Source organism: Paenibacillus spongiae, assembly GCF_024734895.1.
Classification (GTDB): Bacteria; Bacillota; Bacilli; order Paenibacillales; family Paenibacillaceae; genus Paenibacillus_Z; species Paenibacillus_Z spongiae.
In genome coordinates this window covers 2,729,600-2,748,856 of record NZ_CP091430.1, presented here as the reverse complement: position 1 = coordinate 2,748,856, position 19,257 = coordinate 2,729,600, and the positions used below count along the sequence as shown (strand labels likewise).

At 49.6% G+C, this 19,257-nt stretch carries 16 protein-coding genes; 10 read left to right on the top strand and 6 right to left on the bottom strand.

Annotated elements, in window-relative coordinates:
* Positions 1-360 precede the first annotated feature (360 nt).
* The 6 genes from L1F29_RS12775 to L1F29_RS12750 are packed head-to-tail and all read left to right on the top strand — an operon-like array spanning position 361 to position 5,861.
* Entirely contained in the window at positions 361-1,461 is a 1,101-nt protein-coding gene (locus L1F29_RS12775; protein WP_258388681.1) for a GerAB/ArcD/ProY family transporter, read from the top strand.
* 47 nt (positions 1,462-1,508) lie between these two features.
* Entirely contained in the window at positions 1,509-1,742 is a 234-nt protein-coding gene (locus L1F29_RS12770; protein ID WP_258388680.1) for a hypothetical protein, read from the top strand.
* A 31-nt stretch (positions 1,743-1,773) separates the two neighbouring features.
* Positions 1,774-3,273 carry a spore germination protein gene (locus tag L1F29_RS12765; protein WP_258389680.1) on the top strand — a complete coding sequence of 500 codons (1,500 nt, stop codon included), beginning with the start codon at positions 1,774-1,776 and terminating at the stop codon, positions 3,271-3,273.
* Between the two features lie 33 nt (positions 3,274-3,306).
* Positions 3,307-4,464 (top strand): Ger(x)C family spore germination protein, encoded by a 1,158-nt coding sequence (locus L1F29_RS12760; RefSeq protein ID WP_258388679.1) that lies wholly within the window; start codon positions 3,307-3,309, stop codon positions 4,462-4,464.
* 27 nt (positions 4,465-4,491) lie between these two features.
* The gene (locus L1F29_RS12755) at positions 4,492-4,734 is read left to right on the top strand and encodes a hypothetical protein (protein ID WP_258388678.1); all 243 of its coding nucleotides are present in this window, start codon (positions 4,492-4,494) and stop codon (positions 4,732-4,734) included.
* A 32-nt stretch (positions 4,735-4,766) separates the two neighbouring features.
* Entirely contained in the window at positions 4,767-5,861 is a 1,095-nt protein-coding gene (locus L1F29_RS12750) for a GerAB/ArcD/ProY family transporter (protein WP_258388677.1), read from the top strand.
* 60 nt (positions 5,862-5,921) lie between these two features.
* Here L1F29_RS12750 and L1F29_RS12745 read toward each other — a convergent pair whose 3' ends face one another.
* Together L1F29_RS12745 and L1F29_RS12740 are read right to left on the bottom strand one after the other, a co-directional pair.
* Positions 5,922-6,890 carry a sugar phosphate isomerase/epimerase family protein gene (locus L1F29_RS12745; protein ID WP_258388676.1) on the bottom strand — a complete coding sequence of 323 codons (969 nt, stop codon included), beginning with the start codon at positions 6,888-6,890 and terminating at the stop codon, positions 5,922-5,924.
* 36 nt (positions 6,891-6,926) lie between these two features.
* Complete coding sequence (locus L1F29_RS12740) at positions 6,927-8,555, bottom strand: GMC oxidoreductase (protein WP_258388675.1); 1,629 nt, start codon at positions 8,553-8,555, stop codon at positions 6,927-6,929.
* Positions 8,556-8,746: 191 nt separating this feature from the next.
* Between L1F29_RS12740 and L1F29_RS12735 the strand changes: the two genes are divergently transcribed.
* The 3 genes from L1F29_RS12735 to L1F29_RS12725 are packed head-to-tail and all read left to right on the top strand — an operon-like array spanning position 8,747 to position 12,475.
* Positions 8,747-9,838: a GerAB/ArcD/ProY family transporter gene (locus tag L1F29_RS12735; protein WP_258388674.1), complete on the top strand. Its 1,092-nt coding sequence runs from the start codon at positions 8,747-8,749 to the stop codon at positions 9,836-9,838.
* Entirely contained in the window at positions 9,835-11,322 is a 1,488-nt protein-coding gene (locus tag L1F29_RS12730) for a spore germination protein (protein WP_258388673.1), read from the top strand. Before L1F29_RS12735 ends, L1F29_RS12730 begins: the two co-directional genes overlap by 4 nt.
* Position 11,323: 1 nt before the next feature.
* Positions 11,324-12,475, top strand: coding sequence for a Ger(x)C family spore germination protein (locus L1F29_RS12725; RefSeq protein ID WP_258388672.1), 1,152 nt, complete (start codon positions 11,324-11,326; stop codon positions 12,473-12,475).
* 119 nt (positions 12,476-12,594) lie between these two features.
* On the opposite strand, the gene L1F29_RS12720 is transcribed toward L1F29_RS12725, so the two are convergent.
* Positions 12,595-13,083 carry a GyrI-like domain-containing protein gene (locus L1F29_RS12720; RefSeq protein ID WP_258388671.1) on the bottom strand — a complete coding sequence of 163 codons (489 nt, stop codon included), beginning with the start codon at positions 13,081-13,083 and terminating at the stop codon, positions 12,595-12,597.
* 291 nt (positions 13,084-13,374) lie between these two features.
* Here L1F29_RS12720 and L1F29_RS12715 point away from each other — a divergent pair, with 291 nt between their 5' ends.
* Positions 13,375-15,576, top strand: a complete 2,202-nt coding sequence (locus tag L1F29_RS12715; RefSeq protein WP_258388670.1) for an alkaline phosphatase family protein — start codon at positions 13,375-13,377, stop codon at positions 15,574-15,576.
* Positions 15,577-15,643: 67 nt separating this feature from the next.
* Here L1F29_RS12715 and L1F29_RS12710 read toward each other — a convergent pair whose 3' ends face one another.
* The 3 genes from L1F29_RS12710 to L1F29_RS12700 form a co-directional block, all read right to left on the bottom strand.
* The gene (locus L1F29_RS12710; protein WP_258388669.1) at positions 15,644-17,359 is read right to left on the bottom strand and encodes an ABC transporter ATP-binding protein; all 1,716 of its coding nucleotides are present in this window, start codon (positions 17,357-17,359) and stop codon (positions 15,644-15,646) included.
* 31 nt (positions 17,360-17,390) lie between these two features.
* A complete protein-coding gene (locus tag L1F29_RS12705) occupies positions 17,391-17,768 on the bottom strand; it encodes a hypothetical protein (RefSeq protein ID WP_258388668.1) in 378 nt (125 codons plus the stop codon).
* 168 nt (positions 17,769-17,936) lie between these two features.
* Positions 17,937-19,229, bottom strand: coding sequence for an amidohydrolase (locus L1F29_RS12700; RefSeq protein ID WP_258388667.1), 1,293 nt, complete (start codon positions 19,227-19,229; stop codon positions 17,937-17,939).
* Positions 19,230-19,257: the final 28 nt, after the last annotated feature.

Sequence of the window (19,257 nt, the reverse complement as noted above, 5' to 3'; positions counted from 1 at the left end):
CTAACCGGAATTCGGGAGGGCGTTTATTTATTTCGGGCCGGAGTCTCCCCATGTCTGTCCGCTACTGAAGCCGGTTTCCTGCCCCATAATAACGGCACGGACGCGGCACAATAAGCACCTGAAATCGCCGGAGGCGAATCCTATCGTGAGCTTGCCCCCGGACGCAATCACATGGTTGATTTCAGCATTTCCCCCCTCATACCCCGCTTACTGTCTCCGTCTACAACGACACCAGCTTTCCCGCTCTTGAAGCAAAGCAGCCCTCGAGTATAAACATGCAAGGTTCAGGCAAAATAACCAATGATAGCATATTAAGTCGCATTTAAAAAAATCATATAAGCGGCAAGGGGGTAGCTCTCATTGTTGAACAAGACGCTGCAGAAAATCAGCGCATGGCAATTCGGCCTGTTGATGATCGTCGTTGTCACCGCCTCGGAAATTCTGTTCGCCCCCAGACACGCGAGCATGTTTGCCAAACAAGACGCTTGGTTATCCATGGCCCTTACCATTCTGCCAGGGATCTTCATGGTTATGTTGATGACCGCTCTGTTAAATCGGTATCCCGGATTGTCTATCGTGGAAATCGGATACCGGATTCTTGGAAGCTGGGGTGGACTCCTTCTTGCGGTCTTTTTATCCTACTCCATGTTTTTGAATGTTGCCACGAATCTCAAATCGCTAACATCCTTCGTTAAGCAGTACTCGCTTCCGCAGACGCCAAGCCTTGCCATTGCCGGCATCTTCATGAGCGTATGCGCCATTGCCGTGCTGGCCGGAATCGAAATTCAAGGACGATGCGCCGAACTAATCGTCCCGATCAATCTGCTGTTTATCGTTCTCGTTTTATGTTTCTCGATCCCGAACATGAAGCCTGATCTGATAAAGCCCGTCTTGGGAAATGACATATTGCCGATTCTGCAAGGAACGGTGTTGCCGTCTTTTTGGATTTTGCAGGGGAGCTTTGTGATGCTAGGATTTATCCTGCCTTTCTTGGGCCGGTTGCCTGCAGGCCGGACGATTTCCCTGTACTCGGTCGGTTTCAGCGTACTGCTGCTTGTCGTCATTACCGCACACACGCTTACCGTAATTGGGCCTTTTACTTCCGAAATGACATACCCGGTTTACAACGTTGTCCGCATGATCAACATCGGCGATTTTTTCGAGCGAATCGATATCATTATATCGTTCGTATGGTTGTCGGGCTATTTTCTTAAAAATAGCATATTTCTGTACGCCTTCTGCCATAGCGTGAGCCGGCTGTTCGGCTTGAAAGACTATCGGGACATCGTCATTCCGCTCAGCGTGCTTTCCGTGCTGCAGGTTTATTGGTCATTTTCCGGTTATGAGCAAATGCAGGAGTTCAGCATCCATACCCTTTCAATTACGGTCTGGATCACCTACTTTCTGATCCCATTGGCTCTATTGGTTGTCGATTCCATGCGCGTCAAAGGAAAGGTCTAGATCGTTATCGGTTCGGCCACTCATACAGGTCATGGAGGCGATCGGTTATGTGGGGAATTGCAGGGTTCATGCTTGTAATCATCACTTTGTCTTCTATTCAAATGAAATCCCTCTTCAAACGAAGACGGAAGAGGGAAACCATCGTATACTTCGGCTTGATGGGACTGGCAGCGATTATTGGATGTCTCTTGATTGCGGGAATAAAAATCCCGAGTCCTACCATCCCCCTTCAGATCGTGTTTGAGCCAATCGGAAAAATGATACTTAAAAAAGCGGAGTAACCGCAGCGTGCGAGAGAGAGAGGAAGAGACGATGAATCCGATTAGCAATAACCCGCAATCGCATAAGAAGGAACTGGTCTCTCCCGACCTGTCGGCCAACAAGCAGCGAATGGAAACGATTTTCGCGGATTGCAAGGATGTCGTGTTTCATCCGTATCATTATGGACCCGATCTCGTGCATTCCGCACTGGTTGTTCATTGCGAAACGCTTGTGCAGGACCAGAAGGTGAATTTCTTAAAATCGGCTCTGCAGGATCTTGTGGCGCATGAACTTGGGTCAACATTGGAGATTACGCCCGACCATATTATCTCCTTCTTTGGACGTCAGGGCGTTTCCGCTCATACCGCGAAGGTTCTCGAACAAATCCGCGATGCAGAACAAAACGTCATGAGCGGGCATGTTGTCATATTTTTTGATAAATGGAATAAAGCACTCAGCTTCAACGCGATATCCGTTGAGTCGAGACAAGTGACGGAACCGATCACGGAGCCGGTCGTTAATGGACCTCATGAAAGCACGGTCGAAAATCTGAAAAAAAGTGTCGGCATGATTCGTGCGCGGCTAATGAACGCCGACTTTAAAATGGATTTCTTCCGAGCGGGAGGCAAAACGAATAACGAAATCGCGTACGGGTATTTGAAAGGCGCCGTGAACCCGGAAACGTTGGCCGAATTTAAACAACGGATCGTCAAGGCCAAGGATATGGAGATATTGGAATCTTCTTATATCGAGGAGCTTCTGGAGGATTGGACGTATTCTCCGTTTCCGCAGTTTCGTTTCACGGAACGTCCGGATACGGCAGTCGCCGCTTTGTTGGATGGCAAGATTATCGTTATGGTATCCGGCAGTCCGTCCATAATGATTTGTCCCGGTTTATTTCCAGAATTCCTGCAATCCAGTGAAGATTATTACGAGAGAACGATTTATTCTTCCATGATTCGTCTGTTAAGGATCGCCGCTTTCCTGATCTCGCTTACGCTGCCGAGCATCTATATTGCCTTGACCACTTTTCATCCCGAGCTGATTCCGACGGTTCTTCTGCTAGCGATACTGAACACTCGCGAAGGGATTCCGTTCCCCGGCTTCGTGGAAGCGTTGATTATGGAATTTTTCTTTGAATTGCTCCGCGAAGCCGGGATTCGCCTGCCGCGGCCGATCGGCTCCGCGGTGAGCATCGTGGGGGCGCTGGTTATCGGCGAAGCGGCGATCAATGCAGGGATCGCCTCCCCTGCCATGGTTGTCGTGGTGGCGCTGACCGGGATCGCTTCCTTTGGCATCCCGCAGTACAATATCGCCATTGCGCTGCGGATCCTGCGTTTTCCGTTAATGATTCTTGCCGCATCGCTGGGAGGATTCGGTCTGATGATCGGATACCTTTTGATTCTGCTGCATTTGACGAGCTTGCGTTCATTAGGCCAGCCTTATTTTTCGCCGCTCGCTCCCCTTCACTTGCGGCAATTGCTCGATGTGTTCGTTCGCGCTCCATTGAAAACGTTGTTCCGTTCGCCGCGCAGCCGGCATTCACGCTAATCGTCTTCAATAACGGAGAAGGAAGGATGAACGATGATGAAGACCATAACTGCGGTTATATTGTTTGCGTGCTGTCTGCTTTTGTCGGGATGCTGGGATAAAATGGAACTGGACGAGTATGCGTTTGTTCAAGCGGTTGCAATCGACGAAACCGAGGAAGGAAAAATCGACTTGACCATCCATACTTATAAACCGAGCGGCGGTGGCGGTGGCGGGACGCCGGGCGGAGCGCAGGGGATGAAAAATTACATTAATATACACGTGACCAATGAGTCCGTTTTTGAAGCGATTCGCGACTTTACGCTTCATATGGGACGAAAGGCGCAATGGAGCCACATGCGGGTCTTGTTAATCGGGGAAGAGTTGGCTAAGAAGCGTAACATAGGCGAGATCCTCGATTTTTTTTCACGCGACCATGAACCGAGAGCTACCATCGATATCCTGATTGGCAAGGACAAAGCCGGTAATTATTTGGAAGTCGATCCGTATATCGAGAAAACCGAAGCGCAGGAGCTGCGGGAAATCACCCGGCTCGCTCACCGTTATTCCGCAAAGGCGGTTGAAACCAATTTAATGGATTTGTCTTTGCAGATGAAGAGCGAAACAGGCATTGCGAGGCTGCCGTACATTACTCGCGACAAAAGAAATAATCCCAACTCCGTGCCCGTAGCCGGAACCGCGCTAATCAAAAAAGGGAGAATGGCCGGACTGCTGAAAAAGGAGGATACGGAATCTTTGATTGTCCTGACAGGCAAATATGATAACGGAGTTATCGAAACCGACTGTCCGGATCCGAAGAAATATGAAACGCTGGAAGCCGATTCCTTAAAGACAAAAATAACGCCTAAAATCAAGGGAGACTCCGTCGATGTTCACGTGTCGGTCAAAATCGACGGAATTGTCGGCGAACTCGTCTGCCATTCTCTGAAGGACAAGGCCGGGTACAAGCGTTACGTCGATCATGTCGAACAGAGCGTGGAGCGCAAGCTGCGGAAAACCATTAAGCTTCTGCAGAAAAAAAAGCTGGACGCGATCGGAATCGGAGATCTGGTTTACACAAAAAATCCGGAACTGTGGAAGCGCTGGAAACCGGATTGGGAAGAGCGTTTCGCCCGCATTCCTTTCAAAGTCGATGTCAAGGTGAATGTGACATCCACGGGAATGGATATCGGAAAGCCATATGTCGAATGAGTCAAACCTCGAACAGGGGGCGATTATGTGCTTGTAAAATTGTTGTTTTTAGTTGTTTTATATGTTTCGATCATTGTCGCTGACGGTCCGAAATGGAAGGAATTCGGGCTCCTGGAGCGGATCGCTTACAGCATGATCGTAATCGCAGCCGGTTATCTGAGCGTGATCTATGTAACGGATTGGAGCTTGCCAAACCTCGATGATCTACTTAATGCCTTCTTTGCCGGCCCGGCGAGAAGCATCGTGGAATCGGTCAAGCTCCCGTCGTAACCCTTCTGATTGATTTGCAGAGGTGAATGTTAATGAAGAAAACGGAGACGGTCAGTTCAGGACAAATGGCGGCGCTGTTTCTCTCTTTTATGGCAGGTTCGGCCATCGTGAATATACCTGCCCCTTTGACGGGGGCCGCGAAGAACGGGGCCTGGTTGTCGGTCCTGATCGCAAACGGGCTCGCGATGCTTCTTCTGTCTTGCGTTCTCTATTTAAACAGACGTTATCCCGGATTGACTTTTGTTGATTACACCCGCCAAGCGATTGGAAAGTGGTTATCCGTTTTCATTTTCATTCCGTTGTTGATTCTTGTTTTAGTCGACCTTTCCTATATCGTCATCGATATCGGAGGTTTTTTTAAAAGCACGTTGATGAGGAGCACTCCCGTATATATGACGCATTCCCTCATTTTTTTGACTTCTGCCCTGACGGCAAGGGCGGGAATTGAAGTGATGGCCAGAATGTTCGTTTTGCTGCTCTTCGTTATGATCGCCTCCGTATTGCTGGTGTTATCGCTTGTGCTGCCTTATTATCAAGTGGACTATCTGGTTCCCTTGCTGTCGGGCGGGTACAAATCGGTTATCCATGGCGCGTATATCGTTTTTGGATTCCCATACGCCGAGCTTGTTCTGTTTTCCATGCTTCTTCCGCTTGTTTCCAAGGAAAACGGCCGCTCGTTGAATAAATTCATGTTTGCCGCTCTTCTGACAGTCGGTTTCCTTTTATTCGTCTCGATCATATGTTCGGTTATGGCTTTGGGCCCCCGCGCCGGAGAGCTGAAATATTCCCTCTTTCAGCTTGCTCGTCTAATTAATGTGCAAGAGTTCATCGAGCGGATCGAATCCGTGATCGGCATGACTTTGATCGTCGGCTCTTATATGAAAACGACCATCATGCTGTTTATTCTTAACAAGATGTTGTCGCATGTATTGGCCGTCAAGGATGCGAAGAGCTTTGTTTTTCCGATAACGCTGGCCGCTCTGCTCCTCTCGCTTACGATGTATAAGAATGAAGCGGAGTTTGTCGAAGCCGTCCTTGTGGTCTGGCCGTTATTCATCTTCGTCGTCGCCGTCCTTCCATTGCTCCTGGTCACAGCGGTTACAATGTTCAAGAAGAAGGCGAACTAGAGGGTCCGGTCGTCTCCTTTCCCCGGATTATTATTCCGCTGGAACAGGACTATTGTTTTCTCACGGCCTCTTTGGCCGGTATGGAACTCGAATCAACCACTCCTTCATTAGGTTAGCCGCCTTCGTAACGCCTTCGAGCATATCCATCAGCGGATCATTCTGCTCGATACTGAATACGTAGCTGTAGCCTGTCATTTGCAATGCGCTGATCAAATCGGCCCAAATTTTGATATCATGTCCGTAGCCTACCGTCCGATAGATCCATGCGCGAGTTCGAATCGAATCCGACGGTTGAATATCGTTAATTCCGTACATATTCATGTTGAATTCGTTAAACTCCATATCCTTGGTCGATACAAAATAAAGCGCCCCTGCATAGCCAAGAATTTTCACTGCTTCAACGGGGTTGATACCCTGTGTCCACAGATGGCTGGCATCGAAACTTGCACCGATCACATCGCCGACCGCATGGCGCAGTCTCAGCAGCGTTGCGGGGGAGTGGACCGCAAAGCCGGGATGAAGTTCGATTCCGATTTTCACCTGATGAAGGGCAGCATACCTTCCTGCTTCTTTCCAATAAGGGATCACGACATGATTCCATTGCCATTCATTGAGTTGAGGATATTCCGGCGGCCAGGACACGGTGACAAAGTTCGGAAATATTCCGGGATATGGCGTTCCCGGCTGACCGGAGAAGTTATTGACGATCGGCACTCCCATTTTGTTTGCCAATTGAATGGTTTTGATGAACGTCTCGTGATGTTCTTTGGCAATGGTCCTGTCAGGATGCAAAGGGTTTCCTTGCACACTGAAAGCAGCTATAAAAAGTCCTCGCGATTCAATGGCATGAAGGAAAGCTTTCCGCTTATATTCGTCTGCAAGAAGCTCATCCAGCTTGACAAAAGCATTGCCGGCATAATTGCCGGTTCCAAGCTCCAGAGCTTCCATTCCGACGGACTGGACGAAATCAAGCATCTGCTCAAAGGACAGCTCGCTAAACACGGAACTGATAAACACACCGAGTTTCATGGAATGTGCCTCCAATGTGAAGCCAAATGATGTACCTTATTTCAGCTGCTGGACAATATAATCTGCCGTGCGAATGGCCAGTGCGACACAGGTAAGGGTAGGATTCGCGGTACCGCTGGTGGGAATGACGCTATTGTCGGCGACATAGAGTCCTTGTATGCCATGAATTTGACCGTATTGATTGGTTGCCGAAGTAAAGGGGTCCTCACCCATGCGGCAGGTTCCCATATCATGATTCTCCAAACCTGGTTCGACCAAGCAGAGGGGAGGCTGGCCGTCTCTTGAAATCAAAGGGGTGTTCATCGCCGAGGCGGCCTGCTGCATCCCTTCTCCCATAATTTGAATGACGGCTTTGTCAAGCTCGCTGAAGGAAAAATCGACTTGCAGCTCCGGCAATCCATACGCATCCCGCTTGACAGGGTCAAGGCTAACTTTGTTATCATATTTCGCTTCGACTTTGCCGGAAGCGGCAAGAAGGATCTCCCACTTCTCTTGCAACGGTTGCACTTTATATTGAACCCAGTAGTATGGCCCCGGACCCAAAATCTGTATTTGATAAGGACGATCGTTGCCCGGGACCAATATACGAAGCGGCCCCAACACTTCCGGGAACTCGCTGCGGTTCAAGATGGCCGTTCCCATGACTCTGGAATGATTGATTAGATAATGGCCGATCGCCCTTCCTTCTATCTCTGAATTAAGCAAGATTTGCGGCGTTCCAAACGTGCTTGCCGCCAGCACAACGTTCTTTGCTTTAATAAAATAGGATTTCTTGTCAGGAGACATCACCTTGACGCCCACGGCTCTTCCTTTCTCCGTGAGAACCTGAACGACGCGCGCGTTAACGGCTAAATCGAAAGGGCGATTCAAGGCTTGAGCGAAGAAAACAATGGAGCTGAAGAATGCGTTGGAGTTGATCACGCCATATTGCGACGCCGGTTCCAGGTTCATGGCTTGAGGTTCATCTATGGCATCGGAAAAACCGTTCATCTGAAGCCGACGCAGAAGAATCTGCGTAATGGAGGCGCTTTTCGTAAAGTTCTGTGTGACGTTCATGGCCTTCTCCGCCAGGTTGTAGTAGAAATCCATTTCTTTAAGGGTGACAGGCCATCCTGCAATTTCGGAAACAGGCATTCGAGGGCAGGCCACTGTCCAGAACAAGGTTCTGCCCCCAAGGGCAAAAGTCTGGGAAGAATGATAACCGGGTGGCGATTTAGAGACGGTGTGAAAATATTTCTCTACACGTTCTATATCCATCGTTGCGATGTTCTGCGCATGTGTCGGCAGCAGCAGTCCCCCTCTTTCAAGGACAGCGATCCTTGTGCCGGTTGTCCCTAACTGTTCGGCCAATCTCCAGAGGACGGCGCCTCCTCCTGCCCCGGAACCCACGATGAGGACATCGTAATCCGTCCGCTCCATCTCCTCGAGCGTTGTTAGAGGAATCCATTGCTCGTTGAAATCAAGGGAGGCAGGCGGACATGAGGGGACGTTCGTTCTGTTATCGGCTGCCGCTGCCAAGTCGGGCAGCTTTATTGACATGCCCGCAATATTCGAATCGGGATGATCGATATACGGATTAAGTGAAATCAACGACTCTAGTTCGACATTGCATTGTCGAGCGACCGTTCGCAGAGTATCCGTATCGTGAGCGATAAAGATTCTCATAGCTGCACATCCTTTCCTTAAACTATATATGAGGATACGTATCCGCTTAGTCTACGATTAAGGTGGCACATCAAATAACGTCGCCCCATTATTGGAAAGTCAACCGCAATAACATCCAAGTAACGTGTATATTACCTATTTTGTTTGGAACAATATTACATGACATTATAACGATTTGGGTGATCATTGCAATGATGACAGGTTCAAAAATCAGTTTTTTTCAAGCTTGCCTGATTTTGATGCTAGCGATCGGACTTACGAATCATGTTATTCTCAATCCCATGCTATTGGATGCCTCCGGCAGAGATGCATGGATCGCCGTTCTATTGGCTGGGGTATGCTATGTTCCCTATTGCGCGCTTCTCGTCGTCTTTATGAGGAAATCGGATAAGCAGAAGCTTCAGCCCTGGCTGGCACGCCGGACGACGCCGTTCGTATCCTGGATCCTGATCCTCCCTATACTCATTCAAGTATACTCCATCGGGGGTACGACGATCATTCATACGGAAACCTGGACCTTAACCTACTATCTGCCTGAAACGCCTAAATACATATTAGTCCTCACATTGGCATTGGTCTGCTTCTATTTTGCCAGATCAGGTCTTAGCGTAATATCTTATAGTGCCGGAATACTGCTTCCTTTTGTTATCATTCTCGGTTACTTTGTCTCTTTCTCCAATACGCCGAACAAGGATTTTACTTTGTTAAAACCTATACTGGAACATGGATGGCAGCCGGCCGTTCACGGCATGCTCTATGCGGGAGGGGGATTCGTCGAGCTCATCATGCTGCTTACGATCCAGCACCGGATAAAGTCAAAGCCCAAGGTGTGGCAGATTATATTATTAGGCGCCATTCTAGTCTACATCACAATCGGGCCTGTAATTGGAGCTATAACCGAATTCGGTTATAAAGAAGCCGCCAAGCAGTTTGAGTCCCCCTATGAGCAGTGGCGGCTCGTGAAATTGGGCAACGATCTTGAGCATGTCGATTTCTTGTCTGTCTTCCAATGGATGGCGGGCGCCGTGATCCGCGTCAGCTTCGCTCAGTATATTCTGGCGGAGCTTCTGCCCTTCCGATCAAAGAGGGCGCGTGATTGGTTCATCCTCGGCACGACTGTCAGTTACATTGTCATATCCATGTATCCCATCGAACAGGATGCATTCTACCAATGGATGCTTCATTATTATTTTCCGCTATCCCTGATATCGGCTTTCTCTGTATCCGCGGTTTGCATTGCCATCTCGCTACTAACCAAAAAACCGAAGGAGGAGCCTACATGAGCGGTATAAATCAAAATCCCCAACGATCGGAGAAATGGACGTTCGAGAAGCTTAAGAAGCTGTTCATTCATGCTTCGGACGTCACGGTCAGACGACTTCAGCTGAGTGAGGAAGCCTCATCGGAGGTTGTCTTGCTTTACGGAGAAGGCGTGACGGACTCTTCCATGATCAGCAGATCCGTTCTTCCGGAGCTGGAGCGCTTGTACTGCTCGCAGGGCTTTTCCACGCTGCATGAACGACCCGTTCATGGCACACTGCCGCTAATTCCGACCCAAGAGGAAGTTTCTGTAAATAAGCTTTCGGAATGGATCTTTCAGGGAGATCTGCTTCTTGTGTTTCCGGCATCCGATAACGCTATATTCAGATTGAGCATCTGCAACCGGCCGGAACGTTCGCCCGAGGAATCCAGCACGGAGATTACGATCAAAGGCCCCAAAGATGGCTTCGTTGAGGATATTCTGACGAATGTGGGGCTCGTACGCAAACGGATCCGAAGCCAATCCTTATGCAACGAAACCTTCGTGCTGGGAAGACGAACGAGGACAAAGGTGGCCTTGTTATATTTCCAGGATATCCTCAATCCAGATATCGTTAAAGAGGTGCGCAAACGGTTAAACGGAATCGATATCGATGGTCTGTACAGCATTAACCAGCTCCAGGATATGATCGTCGACTCCAAATATTCCTTATTTCCGCTGCTCGATTTCACAGGGAGACCGGATAAGGTTGTAGCGAGCTTGCTAGCCGGACGTTTTGTCATTATCGTCGACGGCAACCCGCTGGTCTTGATCGGCCCGGGGAGCTTCTCGCTCTTGATGAAATCGCCCGAGGATTTGCATTTTAGTTACGAATATGTGTCGTTCGCCCGCTTAATTCGGTTGTTAAGCTTTGTAATCACGGTCCTGATGCCGGGCGCATGGGTGGCATTGTCATCCTATCATCCGGACCAGCTGCCCTTCCGATTAATGGCGACCATTGCCACATCCCGACTAGGCCTTCCGTTCTCCGGTCAGCTCGAGCTGTTTATCCTGCTCATCCTGCTGGAAATCTTCCGGGAAGCCGGCCTGCGCCTGCCCAGCTCGATCGGTCAGACCTTGACGGTCATCGGCGGCTTGGTCATCGGCGATGCGGCGATTCGGGCGGGCCTGATCTCGCCAAGCGTCGTTGTCGTCGGAGCCTTGACGGCCGTATCCGGCGTGACGCTCGTCAATCAGTCTTTGAGCCAATCCGTGGGCATTATCCGTTTGCTGCTCTTCTTCATCGCCTCTGTTCTCGGGATGTATGGCCTGCTCCTGGGTATTGTCCTGCTTGTCGGATATATGGGCAGTCTTCGTTCCTTTGGATTGCCTTATATGTCTGGTATGGGGCCTGTTTTCAGCTGGAGCGGCTTGTTTAAATCGATTCTCCGATTCCCATGGCGGAAGATGAGCCAGCGGCCTGAAGGGCTTAGCCCTATCGATCCGGACCGGTTTAAGGAGGAGTAGCATGATTCGGTTAGCCAAGCTATGTCTGGGTGTGACGCTTCTCTTCGCTCTAACCGGTTGTTGGGGCTCCAAAACGATACAAAGCATGGATTACGCAACGGCGATCGGCCTTGACTACAAGGACGGCTTGTTTCACTCGTACGTACAAGTGCTAAGCTTCTCCCAGGTTGCCAAGACCGAAACGTTGGAAATCGGGAAGAGCATCCCGATCTGGGTAGGAAAAGGGAAAGGGAAAACCGTAGCCGAAGCCTTCTCTTCCCTCTATCGAACCTCGCAGCTCCGTATATTTTGGGGGCATGTACGGGCGATTGTGTTCACCGACAATTTTATCAAAAATAAACATGCGCAGCTGCAGGCTTACGATGCGCTCAACCGGTACCGGGAGATCCGCTATAACATCCTCGTCTATGTGACGAAAGAAGCGATGCCCAAAGTATTGACGCAGCGGGCGATCTTGAACCTGTCTCCTCTCGAAACGATCCTGGATTCGCCTGAGGAGAGCTATAAACAGCAATCCGAGCTTCCGCCTCAATACCGATTTCGAGTCATCTCGGAGGTCAACGAACCGCTGCGCGCGACGTTGCTTCCTACACTCGCGATAACGGAAGAAAGCTGGATTGAGGATGAAAAGAAAAAACCGATGTTCCTTAATAACGGCGCCTATATTGTACAGAATAAGGAGTTAAAGGGCTGGTTTTCGCTGGATGACCTCATTGGCTATAAATGGCTGGAGGAACGGACGAAACGATTTCTGATTAATGTTCCGCCCAATGAACCCCCTCACACGGCGATCATTCTAACCAACCCCCGCTATCGCATCAAACCGTTTGTCGCGAACAATGCAGTCAGGTTTAATATTGATGTGTATATGAAGGGCAATATAGAAGAAATGACGCACGACACTACCATCGATAAGCTGGAAGCTCAAGCGGCAGCAGTCGTTCGCGGTCAAATTCTTCACACCTATAAGACAGGGGTCCGGAAGCAAACGGATATTTACGGATTATTGGCGCTGTTGCACCGCAATGAACCGGACATGTACCATAAATTGAATAGGGAGGGAAAAATCGCGCTCAAAGAGGATACCTTAAACAAGATAACCGTCAAGATAAAGATTATTCACACAGGCAAGTATAAGGCCAGAACGCGCTAGCTGAGACGGATGAACCCCGGCACGGATGAAGATCAAGCGAGAACCGGCCTGCCCGTGAAACGCAAAGCAGCTGACTGTCGTCCATATGACGCGGTCAGCTGTTTTGTTTGTATGTCATTTTATAGCCGTGCGCCTGCTATTGCCGATTCTTCTCCCGGCTTCACTAGTTGAAGCGGATATAAAATCTCCGTCTGCAGCTTATATGGATCCTCATCCCAATGGCCGTAAATTTCCATGTAAGGATATGTATGCTGTCTGCCTGACGCTCGAATCGCTTGCCGCATGCTCTCATGAGTAGCGCCTAATTGGTTGTAAGGCCCAATATGCTTCCAGTATGCATAGTGCTGAAAGCTGATATCCTTCCTCGCCAGCACAGTGCCGGCATCCGGTGTTGAATGAAGCTCGACGCCTGCGAACAGAATACGGTCGCGGTCATAGAGAACATGATTGATGCCTTTGTGAGGCAGCTTCTTCCCCCGCACTTCCCTCCAAACCTCATCCAGCAGCTTCTTCATTGCTTCCGGGATGCTGGCATTGCCTTCGGCCTGCATGGAAACGCCATACAATTGAAATTCCCGTGTGTCATTCACAATCGTTATATTCATCATTCATACCCTCTCCCTGTGCCCTTATGTTAACGAATACACCCAATAATATACCGAACATACGATCCCCTGTAAATAAAATAAGACAAATTGGCTGCCTCGCTTAATGACCTGTTTACTCAAATAGTTGGGTTTTTCTTCATATTATCTTAATCTTCATTTGAGTCTACGTTAATAATTGATCGTTATGATTAATGCGTTACCAATTAAAAACATCTAATAATAGTAACATTCAAACCTATTTAGTTGTTTTTTATTGGTTTAATCAATCTTATCATTAAAGGAGAGCTGATGATGACTTCTACTCGCAACAAAAAGGTGGTTACCTTGGCACTAAGCTTAACCCTCATGGGCAGTGCGCCGAACGTATTGACGATTCCCCAAGCCTTCGCTCAATCCGATGCAGCTGTTCAAGCTGCGGAACAAAGCACCGCTCAAGCCAGAACTTATAAAATTCCGAATTCCAATCGCGGCGAAGATTTAAACCAATTGAAATTTACCGGCGGCTGGTCCCATGGCGGCGATTCGTATACGAATGAAAAAGATGCTTATTTCGAGTTGACTTTTACCGGCAAGCAAGTGCAGCTGTATGGGGCCAAAGACAAGGCTCATGGAATCGCTGCAATCTCCATCGACGGCGGGCCCGAAACGATGGTTGACTTATATGCCTCCGCCCGGGCAAATCAAATCTACTTCACGAGTCCCGAGCTGCCATCCGGCACGCATACGGTTAAAGTACGCGTAACGGGAGATAAAAATCCGCAATCCCAAAATTCGTATGTCGTCATGGAAAATGCCCAAATTGTCGTTGATTCCAGCTTCATGAGCTTGTCCGGTCCGTCTGGTATGGTATCCGGTTCTGAGAATGCATTTGAACTTAGTTATATCGGCAATCTGGACCAAATCCTGCCCAATAGCGCCGTTATTCAATATGACCCGAGCAAATTTGAAGTCATCGGTGCAGCATCGCTGCAAAACGGAGTAATCGTCGGCCCCATTGAACATTTGGATAACGGAAAGGTTAAGCTTGTTTTTTCAAGCAATCAGCCTATATCTGCCGGCATCAAAACTCCGATTGTTAACCTTAAACTAAAAACAAAAGATAGTGTGACAAGCTCCAGCAGCATAGCGCTTACGAATCTTTCCGTCACGACGATTGAAGGCCAGGAAGTCGAAATCACCCAGCCGTCCATCAAAAAGGTTGACATTTTCGAAACGGAAGAAATCACGCTGGATCGTTCCACGCTTTCCTTGAAAGCCGGCGGCTTTGATCTTATCGATTTGAACTGGACGCCGGCAAGCGTCTTAAACCCGAACATCCACTGGGTTTCGAGCGATAACAGCATCGTAAAAGTAGAGCCGTATCCAAACGCCGCGAAACGCTTCAAAGTGACGGGTTTAAAAGCAGGCAAAGCGACGATTACCGCCTTATCGTCCAATGAAAAGTCACAAAAAACCATTGAAGTGGAAGTATCCAACTCTATGGATGTCAATCGAGACGGTTACCTTACGAAAGAGGATATGCATTTAACAGGCCAATTGTCAGGATCCCAAACGGGAGACCATAAATGGGAACAATCCTCCAAAGCAGACATTAACGGTGATGGCAAAGTAAATGGCCAGGATGTCAAGCTGATTCAGGAAGAATTGAAGGAGCATAACGATATTCCTTATAAGCATGTGTTCATTATCGGATTGGATGGAGCCGGGAACTTCGTGCAGCATGCGAATGCGCCCAGAATGAAACAGTTTTTCTCGGAAGGTGCCGTTACCTTCCATGCAAAAACGGAAGATTACTCATCAAGCGCACCGTCATGGGGCGCAATGCTGCATGGCGTAGGCTTCAATACGCATAAGGAAGACAATGCAACGATCGGCAATCCTTTTGCGGAAAATGTCCCTTACCCTTCTTTCTTCAAACTGCTGAAGCAAGAACGCCCTGCGGCAAAAATGGCAGCCATGATGAACTGGAATCCAATCTACAACGGATTAATCGAGCGTTCAGCCGATGTATATAATGAATCTGCCGGTGACAACGCGATCACGCAAAAAATTGCAGAATATGTTAAGACAAAAGGAAAAAATACTCAGATTACCTTTATTCAATTAGATGATATTGACGGAGCCGGTCATTCCCACGATTACGGCAGTGCTAAATACTATGAGCAATATGAGAAAACCGATAAAAATGTAGGGATTATTCTGGATGCCATTGAGGAAGCCGGGTTAATGGAAGACAGTCTCATCATCATGTCGACCGACCATGGCGGGCACAATTATACGCATGCCACTACGGACCCTCTTGACACGACGATTTTCTGGGCTGCGAAAGGCAAAGGTATCGAACCGGGAACTGTAATCACGGATGCCGTGCAAATCAAAGATACGGCTGCCGTTGTTGCGAAAGCATTGCGGCTGGATGCTCCCGCCGCATGGGAAGGAAAAGTTCCTGAAGGATTATTTCAGGAAAAGAATAACAATGGATTAGGGAATTAGAGCTCCTATATCCCCATAGGAAACAAAGATAAACCGTCCCGCTGATGACCCCGGGACGGTTTATTGCCTATCTATTGTATTGCGCATGATGCAGCCGGCTGTAGATGCCGCCGGAAGCAACCAGTTCCTGGTGTTTGCCCTGCTCGGCGATCCCGTCTTCGTTAACGACGATGATGCGATCCGCATTCTTGATCGTCGTCAGCCGGTGGGCGATAACAAGCGTCGTCCTTCCAACGGACAGATCGGATAGCGATTGTTGAATGGCTGCTTCGGTTTCCGTATCCAGCGCGGAGGTTGCCTCGTCCAGGATAAGGATCGGCGGGTTCTTCAGAAACATCCTTGCAATCGACAGCCGCTGCTTCTGTCCGCCTGACAGCTTGACGCCGCGCTCCCCGATAACCGTTTCGATCCCTTCCGGCAGCTTATGGATCAGTTCCTCCAGTGAAGCGCGTCTGGCCGCTTCCCAAATCTCTTCATCCGTTGCCTTCAAATTGCCATATGCAATGTTCTCCCGTATCGTTCCGGAGAAGAGGAATACGTCCTGCTGTACGATACCGATATGTTTGCGAAGCGATTGGAGCTCAAACTGCCGGATATCGACTCCATCCACGGTAATTCTTCCTTCATTCACGTCGTAGAACCGCGGCAGCAGGCTGCAGATCGTCGTTTTCCCGGCACCCGACGGACCTACGAACGCAATGGTCTCCCCCGCTTGAATGGTCAGATCGATATTCCGCAATATCTTCCGGTTCGGCTCGTAGCCGAACGTAACGCCTTCGAATCGAATATCACCCCGGACTGCGTCCATCCGGATGGCGTCAGGCGCATCTGCGATGTCCGGCTCCGTATCGATGATTTCTATATAGCGTTTGAAGCCGGCGATTCCTTTCGGATAGCTCTCGATGACGGCATTGATTTTCTCGATGGGACGGAAGAAGATATTCGATAGCAGCAGGAAGGCCATAAATTCGCCCATATTCACTTTTCCCCGGATAAAGAACCAGGCCCCGCAAACCATGACGAATACGGTAACGAGCCGCATCATCATATAACTGACGGATATGCTTTTGGCCATCGTCTTATAGGCGAGCAGCTTCGTATCGCGATATTTGTAATTATCGACGGCGAACAGTTTCTTCTCGTGGGCCTCATTGGCAAAGGATTGAACGACGCGGATTCCGCCGACATTATCCTCGATCCGCGCGTTGAAGTTGCCGACATCCCCGAACAAGCGTCTGTAAGTCTTGGTCATCTTGCCGCCGAACACGATAATCAGCCACGCCATTAGCGGGATAATGATGAAGGTCAGCAAGGCGAGCTCCAAATTAATGTAAGCCATAAGCGTGAAGGAGCCGACTAGCGTCATGACCGCAATGAAAACATCCTCGGGGCCGTGATGGGCCACCTCGCCGATATCATTCAAATCGTTCGTGATCCGGCCGATCAGATGACCGGTTTTATGATTGTCAAAAAAACGGAACGACAGCTTCTGAATATGCTCGAACATCTTTCTGCGCATATCCGTCTCTATATTGATCCCCAGCATATGACCCCAGTAGGTAACGATATACTGGAGCGCGGTATTCAATGCATAGATGGCTAACAAGGCGATTGCGGCCAGTACGATGAGCGTCCAGTTCTCGCCAGGCAGCAGCTCGTTAATAAACTCGCTAACCGCAAGCGGGAAGGCAAGCTCGAGAAGCCCGGCTAGAATCGCACAGGAAAAATCTAAAAAGAAAAGTCCCTTGTAAGGACGATAATACGAGAAAAAACGGCGCAGCACGCAAAATCACTCTCCAGGATCAGTCCATAAATTAATCTTCTTTGTTCGCCTCGGGTGAAGATTCGCCCGGTTCCAGCATTATCCGGTCTTCTTCACGAAGCTCGAATAAATACATATAATCGCTGATCACCTGCTCAATCGCTTTAAGCTCTCCGCTTATAACAGGCTGTATCGATTGAAATTCCGCTTCTCCCAGCTGCCGCGCCAACGTTGCGCGCTTAATTTGCAGCTGCTCCAGGAAGGTTAAGATTCGCCCTCTTCTATAGGTCTGCGCACCGCCGCCTGCTCCCGGCTCGCCGCCCCGCCGCCTGTGATGCTCCCCGCGGCGTCCCGGGCCTCTTTCCTTTCCGCGTTCGTCAAGCGGCGGAATATGCCTTGCTTCCGGCCTGCCATGATGGATGGGTCTCATTTGCCGCCCCCTTTCACGTATACATTCGTATACAAGTTTATTGTATACGAATGTATACGATCACTGCTTTTCTGTCAATGGGTAAATCGCTATTTTCTTACAATTATGTTTGCCGGCATCCGTATTTTGATGGCCTAAATAAGGTACATCGTATTGATAAAGACCTTGCTAGATCCCCTGTACAATCCGCGCTGCCCGGTGACGAACCTGTCCGAACAGCTCCTCTTCATCGATCGTCAGCAGCTTCCTTCCTTGCATAAGCAATCTGCCGTCCACCATAACGGTATCGACATCCGAGCCCTTTGCTGCATAGGCAAGCAGAGATTCGACGTTATGATTCGGCTGAAGATGCGGCTTTCTCAGATCAACGAGAATCAAATCAGCTTTCTTCCCTTTCTCCAGCGTGCCGACTTCACGATTCAGGCACAGCAGCTTGGCACTCTCCAGCGTCCCCATTCGCAGCGCCTGTCCTGCAGGCAGCATCGTTGGGTCGCCATAGTCCAGCTTCTGCAGCCATGCCGCCGCCCTTGCCGATTCGAACATATCGAGGGTCGTCGCGCTGCCGGCTCCATCCGTCCCGATCCCCACCGTAATGCCTTGCCGGATGCACTCGGTTACGGGCGCGATGCCGCATCCCAGCTTCAAATTGCTGATGGGATTATGCGCAACTCCGCCTCTCATGCCGTGCAATAATCGAACATCCTTGCGAGTCAGATGGACCGCATGGGCAAGCAGCACATGGGAGCGGTCGAACATCCCCAGATCGACCAAATATTCCGTAGGTGTAACGCCGTACCGGTCGCGGATTTTCACAACCTCTTCTTTCGTCTCCGCCAAATGGATGTGTATAGGAAGCTTGCGGGATTCTGCATACGCAATCGTTTCCTTCAGTGGCTCCGGAGGACATGTGTATGGCGAATGGGGCCCGATCATCGTCGTAATCCGGCCATCCGCCGCACCCGACCAGCGCTCGACCAAGTCGATCGCTTCGCCCATTCGTTTCCCGCCGTCGTCCTGCAGGAATACGAGGCCGCGTGTCAGGGAAGCCCGCATGCCGGCGCTCTTCACGGCTTCGCCGATTTGATCCATATGAATATACATGTCTGCGAAGCAAGTCGTCCCGGAACGGATCATCTCCGCCATCGCCAGCATCGATCCCCAATAGATGTCCTCGGGCGTCATATTCGCTTCCGCCGGAAGCATCTTGCGGTCCAGCCAATCCATCAGCTTCCTGTCGTCGGAGAAAGCTCTCAGCAGGCTCATGGGGGAATGCTGATGCGCATTGATGAAGCCTGGCATGACAGCGAAGCCGTCTCCCTCGATTACCTTGTCTTCTTCGGAAGCGTGAACGGACGTCCCGATCTCAACAATGCGATCATGCTCGATCAGAATATCGCCGCAATAAGGTGCCTCGCCCTCCACCATCGTTGCCAACAAGCCGTTTCGTATCCAAGTTCTCATTCTCTCATCGTCCTCCCTGCCGGATTGC

What these genes read in the sequence shown, in the direction of transcription:
- L1F29_RS12770 (WP_258388680.1), top strand. Translation starts at nt 1,509, where the DNA reads ATGTGGGGAATTGCAGGGTTCATGCTTGTAATCATCACTTTGTCTTCT.
- L1F29_RS12765 (WP_258389680.1), top strand. Translation starts at nt 1,774, where the DNA reads ATGAATCCGATTAGCAATAACCCGCAATCGCATAAGAAGGAACTGGTC.
- L1F29_RS12760 (WP_258388679.1), top strand. Translation starts at nt 3,307, where the DNA reads ATGATGAAGACCATAACTGCGGTTATATTGTTTGCGTGCTGTCTGCTT.
- L1F29_RS12750 (WP_258388677.1), top strand. Translation starts at nt 4,767, where the DNA reads ATGAAGAAAACGGAGACGGTCAGTTCAGGACAAATGGCGGCGCTGTTT.
- L1F29_RS12745 (WP_258388676.1), bottom strand. Translation starts at nt 6,890, where the DNA reads ATGAAACTCGGTGTGTTTATCAGTTCCGTGTTTAGCGAGCTGTCCTTT.
- L1F29_RS12740 (WP_258388675.1), bottom strand. Translation starts at nt 8,555, where the DNA reads ATGAGAATCTTTATCGCTCACGATACGGATACTCTGCGAACGGTCGCT.
- L1F29_RS12735 (WP_258388674.1), top strand. Translation starts at nt 8,747, where the DNA reads ATGATGACAGGTTCAAAAATCAGTTTTTTTCAAGCTTGCCTGATTTTG.
- L1F29_RS12730 (WP_258388673.1), top strand. Translation starts at nt 9,835, where the DNA reads ATGAGCGGTATAAATCAAAATCCCCAACGATCGGAGAAATGGACGTTC.
- L1F29_RS12725 (WP_258388672.1), top strand. Translation starts at nt 11,324, where the DNA reads ATGATTCGGTTAGCCAAGCTATGTCTGGGTGTGACGCTTCTCTTCGCT.
- L1F29_RS12720 (WP_258388671.1), bottom strand. Translation starts at nt 13,083, where the DNA reads ATGATGAATATAACGATTGTGAATGACACACGGGAATTTCAATTGTAT.
- L1F29_RS12715 (WP_258388670.1), top strand. Translation starts at nt 13,375, where the DNA reads ATGACTTCTACTCGCAACAAAAAGGTGGTTACCTTGGCACTAAGCTTA.
- L1F29_RS12705 (WP_258388668.1), bottom strand. Translation starts at nt 17,768, where the DNA reads ATGAGACCCATCCATCATGGCAGGCCGGAAGCAAGGCATATTCCGCCG.
- L1F29_RS12700 (WP_258388667.1), bottom strand. Translation starts at nt 19,229, where the DNA reads ATGAGAACTTGGATACGAAACGGCTTGTTGGCAACGATGGTGGAGGGC.